General features: G+C 54.3%; 2 tRNA genes and 2 rRNA genes. All 4 read left to right on the forward strand.

Annotated features, from left to right (window positions below):
• The first annotated feature begins 235 nt into the window (after window positions 1-235).
• Window positions 236-1,719: ribosomal RNA gene (locus DMC18_RS05835) — 16S ribosomal RNA — on the forward strand.
• A 177-nt stretch (window positions 1,720-1,896) separates the two neighbouring features.
• Window positions 1,897-1,973: transfer RNA gene (locus tag DMC18_RS05840), tRNA-Ile, on the forward strand.
• A gap of 52 nt (window positions 1,974-2,025) precedes the next feature.
• A tRNA-Ala gene (locus DMC18_RS05845) sits at window positions 2,026-2,101 on the forward strand.
• A 248-nt stretch (window positions 2,102-2,349) separates the two neighbouring features.
• Window positions 2,350-4,383 (forward strand): 23S ribosomal RNA (locus DMC18_RS05850); the annotation flags it as partial.

Here is a 4,383-nt window from a genome sequence, read left to right on the forward strand (position 1 = left end):
GGTCTTTGACATTGTTGATTTGGAAAGAGAAACGCAGGCGGCGGCGCTCTGGCGGTCACCCTTAGGGGTGACGCAATAGACGCTGACGAATGCGGTCTCTTGAAGACACCATTTATACGGTGGCTGAGCTTTAGGGCTTGGTCATTGTGTGATGGGAACTCGTCAAGAAACTATGCAAACCAGATACGCGACTGAGGTTTTCCCCTCGGTCAAATAGCTGGAGTCAATGTCAACTCAACCTGAGAGTTTGATCCTGGCTCAGAGCGAACGCTGGCGGCAGGCCTAACACATGCAAGTCGAACGGATCCTTCGGGATTAGTGGCGGACGGGTGAGTAACACGTGGGAACGTGCACTTTGGTTCGGAACAACTCAGGGAAACTTGAGCTAATACCGGATGTGCCCTTCGGGGGAAAGATTTATCGCCATTGGAGCGGCCCGCGTCTGATTAGCTAGTTGGTGAGGTAAAGGCTCACCAAGGCTACGATCAGTAGCTGGTCTGAGAGGATGATCAGCCACATTGGGACTGAGACACGGCCCAAACTCCTACGGGAGGCAGCAGTGGGGAATCTTGCGCATTGGGCGAAAGCCTGACGCAGCCATGCCGCGTGAATGATGAAGGTCTTAGGATTGTAAAATTCTTTCACCGGGGACGATAATGACGGTACCCGGAGAAGAAGCCCCGGCTAACTTCGTGCCAGCAGCCGCGGTAATACGAAGGGGGCTAGCGTTGCTCGGAATTACTGGGCGTAAAGGGAGCGTAGGCGGACTGTTTAGTCAGAGGTGAAAGCCCAGGGCTCAACCTTGGAATTGCCTTTGATACTGGCAGTCTTGAGTACGGAAGAGGTATGTGGAACTCCGAGTGTAGAGGTGAAATTCGTAGATATTCGGAAGAACACCAGTGGCGAAGGCGACATACTGGTCCGTTACTGACGCTGAGGCTCGAAAGCGTGGGGAGCAAACAGGATTAGATACCCTGGTAGTCCACGCTGTAAACGATGAGTGCTAGTTGTCGGCAGGCATGCCTGTCGGTGACGCAGCTAACGCATTAAGCACTCCGCCTGGGGAGTACGGTCGCAAGATTAAAACTCAAAGGAATTGACGGGGGCCCGCACAAGCGGTGGAGCATGTGGTTTAATTCGAAGCAACGCGCAGAACCTTACCACCTTTTGACATGCCTGGACATCCGGAGAGATCCGGCTTTCCCTTCGGGGACTGGGACACAGGTGCTGCATGGCTGTCGTCAGCTCGTGTCGTGAGATGTTGGGTTAAGTCCCGCAACGAGCGCAACCCTCGCTGTTAGTTGCCATCATTAAGTTGGGCACTCTAACAGGACTGCCGGAGTTAATCCGGAGGAAGGCGGGGATGACGTCAAGTCCTCATGGCCCTTACAAGGTGGGCTACACACGTGCTACAATGGCGACTACAGAGGGCTGCAATCCCGCGAGGGGGAGCCAATCCCTAAAAGTCGTCTCAGTTCGGATTGTTCTCTGCAACTCGAGAGCATGAAGTTGGAATCGCTAGTAATCGCGGATCAGCATGCCGCGGTGAATACGTTCCCGGGCCTTGTACACACCGCCCGTCACACCATGGGAGTTGGCTTTACCCGAAGGCGCTGCGCTAACTCGCAAGAGAGGCAGGCGACCACGGTAGGGTCAGCGACTGGGGGGAAGTCGTAACAAGGTAGCCGTAGGGGAACCTGCGGCTGGATCACCTCCTTTCTAAGGATGCCTCTCCAGCTTCGGCTATTGAGGCTCCGATTAGTGCGCTGGACGCACACAAATGAGCGGATCGCCGCCGTCTTCGTTTCTCTTTCCACTTGTTCTGGGCCGTCGAGGTTCAGAGCACGATCGCGAGCCCTGGAGCGGGTCCATCTGGACCTGATCTGAGCGGCCTATGGGCCCGTAGCTCAGTTGGTTAGAGCGCACGCTTGATAAGCGTGAGGTCATAAGTTCAAGTCTTATCGGGCCTACCACTCTTTCCAAACATACGGACGCAACCGACCGCTCTCCTGGCTACACCCTTTCGGGGCCATAGCTCAGTTGGTAGAGCGCCTGCTTTGCAAGCAGGATGTCGTCGGTTCGAATCCGTCTGGCTCCACCATCTTTGTTGGCTGTTCTCGCTAACGCTTCGCTTCTTGAGCGAGGCCAGCTGGAGAACGCTGGAACGACAAAGCAAATCGCGATCGAGGTTATCAAGTTTGCAACCAGCTTTGGCTGGCCTGCGAAGTGACATCGTGAAGGCAGGGTTCAGCCGTTTAGGTTGGACTTAAGAAGACATCATTGTCTGACAAATTGTAGAGCGCATGCGAACCGTCCCTAGACGGTAAGCGCATGGGTTTTGCTGAGAACGATCAAGCGCATAAGGGCTTCTGACGGATGCCTTGGCATTGAGAGGCGATGAAGGACGTGGCACGCTGCGATAAGAGCCGGGGAGGCGCGAGCACCCTTTGATCCGGCTATCTCCGAATGGGGAAACCCACCTTTACGGTCACCCGACTTAGCTTTGCCCACCCTATTCTTCGGAATAGAGGCAGAGCCAGGATCGGTTGGTCGGAAGAGGTATAATGATCTGAATACATAGGGTCATTAAGCAAACCCGGGGAACTGAAACATCTCAGTACCCGGAGGAAAGGACATCAACCGAGACTCCCGTAGTAGTGGCGAGCGAACCGGGACCAGGCCAGTGCTGTCGTGACATAAAGCTGAACGAGCTGGGAAGCTCGGCCATAGTGGGTGATAGCCCCGTAAGCGTCAAATAGCGACAGACTTGAGTAGGGCGGGACACGTGAAATCCTGTCTGAACATGGGGGGACCACCCTCCAAGCCTAAGTACTCCTCAATGACCGATAGCGAACAAGTACCGTGAGGGAAAGGTGAAAAGCACCCCGACAAGGGGAGTGAAACAGATCCTGAAATCGGAAGCCTACAAGCAGTCGGAGCCACCGCGCGTGGTGACGGCGTACCTTTTGTATAATGGGTCAGCGACTTCATGTGCCGTGCAAGCTTAAGCCGTTAGGTGTAGGCGCAGCGAAAGCGAGTCTGAATAGGGCGAATAAGTACGTCGCATGACGACCCGAAACCAGGTGATCTATCCATGAGCAGGTTGAAGGTTGGGTAACACCAACTGGAGGACCGAACCGGTGAATGTTGAAAAATTCTCGGATGACTTGTGGATAGGGGTGAAAGGCCAATCAAACCTGGACATAGCTGGTTCTCCGCGAAAACTATTTAGGTAGTGCCTCAGACGGACTCCTCGGGGGGTAGAGCACTGAATGGATGCGGGCGGCGCGAGCTGTACCAATTCTAATCAAACTCCGAATACCCGAGAGAGATATCTGGGAGACACACGGCGGGTGCTAACGTCCGTCGTCAAAAGGGAAACAACCCTAACCATCATCTAAGGCCCCCAAGTACTGGCTAAGTGGGAAACGATGTGGGTTTGCTTTGACAACCAGGATGTTGGCTTAGAAGCAGCCATCATTTAAAGAAAGCGTAACAGCTCACTGGTCAAGCGAACCTGCGCGGAAAATGTAACGGGGCTAAAGCCAGTCGCCGAAGGTATGGGTTTGCACTTTGTGCAAGCGGTAGCGGAGCGTTCCGTAAGCCGATGAAGGTGAGGCGTGAGCCTTGCTGGAGGTATCGGAAGTGAGAATGCTGACATGAGTAGCGATAAAGAGGGTGAGAGACCCTCTCGCCGAAAACCCAAGGGTTCCTGCGTAAAGCTAATCTGCGCAGGGTTAGCCGGCCCCTAAGGCGAGGCGGAAACGCGTAGTCGATGGGAACCAGGTAAATATTCCTGGGCCAGTTGGAAGTGACGGATCTGGTAAATTGTCAGTCCTTATTGGATTGGTTCTGGCAGTGAACAGGTCCCTGGAAATAACTCCAACGGAGACCGTACCCGAAACCGACACAGGTGGGTAGGTAGAGTATACCAAGGCGCTTGAGAGAACTGTGCTGAAGGAACTCGGCAAATTGCACGCGTAACTTCGGGATAAGCGTGACTCTTCTTTGGGCAACCAGAAAAGAGTGGCACAAGCCAGGGGGTAGCGACTGTTTATCAAAAACACAGGGCTCTGCGAAGCCGCAAGGCGACGTATAGGGTCTGACGCCTGCCCGGTGCCTGAAGGTTAAAAGGAGGGGTGCAAGCTCTGAATTGAAGCCCAGGTAAACGGCGGCCGTAACTATAACGGTCCTCAGGTCCCGAAATTCCTTGTCGGGTAAGTTCCGACCTGCACGAATGGCGTAACGACTTCCCCACTGTCTCCAGCACAGGCTCAGCGAAATTGAATTCCCCGTGAAGATGCGGGGTTCCCGCGGTCAGACGGAAAGACCCTATGAACCTTTACTGCAGCTTCGCCTTGGCGTTAGCAATAACATGTGTAG

It is taken from the genome of Caulobacter sp. D5, from assembly GCF_003185805.1.
In the GTDB taxonomy this organism is placed as follows: Bacteria; Pseudomonadota; Alphaproteobacteria; order Caulobacterales; family Caulobacteraceae; genus Caulobacter.